Raw genomic sequence first — 3,188 nt, 5'->3', positions numbered from 1 at the left:
GCGCTATTAAGATGATGACAACGTCAGAAGAGACGGCGGTAAGAGTGTTAAACAGCAGAAATCCACACACGGTGCTTAGCAGTACAGCCCGGCGCGACCAGCTTCGGGTCAGCAATGTCAGCGGAATCGCGGCCAGCAGTGAACCGGCTGCATAGGCGGTAACCCATTGTCCGGCCAGCGAGGGTGAAATATTGAGTCCCTGACTGATTTGTGGCAGCAAACCGGCGGGTATGGTTTCGGTCAAAATGCAGATAAAACCGGCCATTGCCAGCGCCAAAAGCGCCAGTATCGGCAGCCGTTGGGCTTCTTCATGCTTAAACGTTGAATTCATTATTTAGCCTGCTTGTGGTGTGCAACAGCGCCGCGAAGCGCTATGGATATATGTATCGATCGGTATTTATATTGCGGAGGTGAGCTGTGCGTTGTCAATGAATTCCGTATCGATTAGTATAAATGGCGGAGGATGTGATGATGAGAACAGGCAGACCAAGACAATTTGATCGGGATGAAGCGGTGATCAAAGCGATGCACCTTTTCTGGGAAAACGGCTATGAATCAACCTCGCTGGCGCAGCTCAAAGCCTCGATAGGCAACGGCATAACCGCGCCAAGCTTCTATGCCGCGTTTGGATCGAAAGAGGCGCTCTTTGCTGAAGCTGTGAACTGTTATTTGCAAACCCATGCCCAGGTTACGGAAGCCTTATGGGATACCAGCGTGCCCGCCCGCCAGGCGCTGGAAACGGCGCTGCTCAACTCCGCCAGAATGCAGTACGATCCTTCGCATCCACGCGGATGCATGGTTGCGCTGAGCGTGATGTCTTCCTGCTCCGATGAAAACCGCCACGTGTTAAAACCGCTTGAAGCATCGCGGGTGCGTACTCGTGAAGGGATCAAACATTGCGTTGAAAGAGGGATCAGCAGCGGTGAATTGAGAGATGAGGAAGAGACGCTTTCCCTGGCAGTCAGCTTCAACAGTTTCATGCTGGGAATCTCGACGCTGGCGCGGGATGACGTCCCTCTCGCCGAAATTGAGCGGGGAATCGCCCAGATGATGAGGTTATGGGATGCCTCGCGGGCTGTAGACATAAACTCTACAATGAGTAAGAAATCCTAGCGCTATCTTAGGGTTTACACTGGCGCACGCAGATCGCGTGCGTTCTGAGCCTTTTATCCTCTCTAACTTCAATCGCCAAATATGAGAAAAACCGATCACTTAGGTGGGATCACGGCATTTGTGACCACCGCGCAGCAGGGCAGCTTTACGGCTGCGGCCGAACGGCTGGGATTGACTAAATCCGCTGTGGGTAAAAGCGTCAGCCGGCTTGAGGATCGCCTCGGGCTCAAACTGTTTCAGCGTTCGACGCGCAGATTAAGCCTGACGCCCGACGGTGAGCGCTTTCTCAATAGCTGCCAAAATGCCATCGATATTCTTGAGCAGGCGGAAGCCGAACTGACTTCACATATTCTTCAGCCCGCAGGAAGGCTGAGAGTCGATTTGCCTGCCGCCTTTGGCCGCCAGCGCATATTGCCGATCCTGCTACAAATCACACGGAAATACCCCGAACTTGCGCTGACCATTACCTTCAGTGAGCGATTTGTCGATCTTATCGAAGAAGGTGTCGATCTGGTCATCCGCATTGGTGAACTGGCCGACAGTAGTGGGCTGGTCGCCAGAAGACTAACCACGCAAAAACTGGTGATATGCGCGTCCCCTGAATATTTACTGGCTCACGGTGAACCCGTAAGCGTCGGTGAGTTGAGTCAACATCAGTGTGTCGTGGGATTTCGTCGCAATCAGCCGCTCTCCTGGCTGCTGCGCGATGGCGAAGGTGTGATAACCCGTTTTACACCGCCGCCGACGCATGAATTTGCCGACGGCGATGCGATGCTTGCAGCCACGTTGGCAGGTTGCGGTCTGTCGCAACTGCCAATGTGGCTGGTGGGACAATCTCTGGAAAGCGGGGCGTTGCGCGAGGTATTGCCAGGAAACTCAGGTGGCGAGATGCCGATCAGTGCACTCTGGCCTAAGAGTCGCCAACTGCTGCCTAAGATCCGTTATGTTGTCGATACCCTGGTGCAGGCAGCAGCAGAGGGCGCGCTTGACTGATTACCTTTGTTCAGAATAAACGGATTCTGCACAAAGCTGATTTGATTTGGCATCTGAACGCTGTTTAACCGCGATGCTGATGAACGCCAGCAGGGCAAAAAGTACGCTGCTAAGTACCACCGAATGCGTGCCGAGGCGGGCGATGAACCATCCGCCGGTCAGCGAACCAATGGTAATGCCAAGGTTAGAGAACGACATATACAGACCGTTGGCAAATTCTGGTGCTTCGCTGGCCTCGCGCATTAGCCATGTTTGGCTAACTACCAAACCGGATGAGTGAAACGCGCCCCAGAACACGGTCAGCACACACATTGCCAGTGGAGAAAAGCCAAGGAACCAGACCAGCAGGAACACCAATGTATATAACAGCGGATAGGCGAGTGTGGTTTGTACCACGCGTTTCTGCAGAAAACTGCTAAACACAAAGTTGCCGATGAATCCGCAGAGACCAAACAGGATAAGCATTGCGCTAATCGCATTGTTGCTGAGATGCGTTACTTTCGCCAAATAATCAGCGACATAGCTAAAACCGGAAAACATCGCGGCGAAAACCAGCGTGACGGTTGAGATCGTCAGCCACAATTTACCCTTACGCAAAACGGCAACCTGGCTGGCATAAGAGACCTTATGCGTAGCAGGCATTGAAGGCATAAATACCATGACACCGATGAAAGCCAGCACGCAGGCGGCCGCGCCAAAATAGAACGCCGCAGACAGCGAAAGGTGATCGGCGATAAGTGAACTCAGCGGCACACCCAACACCAGCCCGATCGCCACCCCAGCAAAGACCTTGGCGGCTGCGCCAGCGGCTTTTTCTTTAGGCACAGAATTAGCCGCTACAACCAAAGCGACAGCAAAGAATACCGCGTGCGCCAGCGCAGGAAGAATGCGGAATAGCAGCATCAGTTTGAAAACATCGGTGGTGGCATATATCAGGTTAGAAATAATAAAGACCACCAGAATAGTGAGCAGAACCGTTTTCTTATTAAACCTTGAGAGCAGTAGCGTGATAAACGGTCCCGTCACCGCCACAATAATGGCGTAAATGCTGACGAGGAATCCCACCTGTGTTGGCGTGACAT

4 protein-coding genes are annotated in these 3,188 nt (G+C 52.9%); 2 read left to right on the top strand and 2 right to left on the bottom strand.

The window, feature by feature from the left end; genetic code table 11:
* Positions 1–331 (bottom strand): MFS transporter (locus RTY00_RS18960; protein WP_409519149.1); only part of this gene is annotated, 331 nt, incomplete at its 3' end.
* A 137-nt stretch (positions 332–468) separates the two neighbouring features.
* Between RTY00_RS18960 and RTY00_RS18955 the strand changes: the two genes are divergently transcribed.
* Positions 469–1,113 (top strand): TetR/AcrR family transcriptional regulator, encoded by a 645-nt coding sequence (locus RTY00_RS18955; protein ID WP_312665506.1) that lies wholly within the window; start codon positions 469–471, stop codon positions 1,111–1,113.
* Between the two features lie 81 nt (positions 1,114–1,194).
* Positions 1,195–2,106 (top strand): LysR substrate-binding domain-containing protein, encoded by a 912-nt coding sequence (locus RTY00_RS18950; RefSeq protein WP_312665504.1) that lies wholly within the window; start codon positions 1,195–1,197, stop codon positions 2,104–2,106.
* Here the strand turns inward: RTY00_RS18950 and RTY00_RS18945 are convergent.
* The coding region (locus RTY00_RS18945; RefSeq protein WP_312665502.1) for an MFS transporter at positions 2,107–3,188 on the bottom strand (1,082 nt) is incomplete at its 5' end.

This window comes from Pantoea sp. CTOTU49201 (assembly GCF_032054795.1).
GTDB classification, from domain to species: domain Bacteria; phylum Pseudomonadota; class Gammaproteobacteria; order Enterobacterales; family Enterobacteriaceae; genus Pantoea; species Pantoea symbiotica.
Note: the sequence above shows the minus strand (reverse complement) of the source record. Positions and strands in the feature narration are given on the sequence as shown.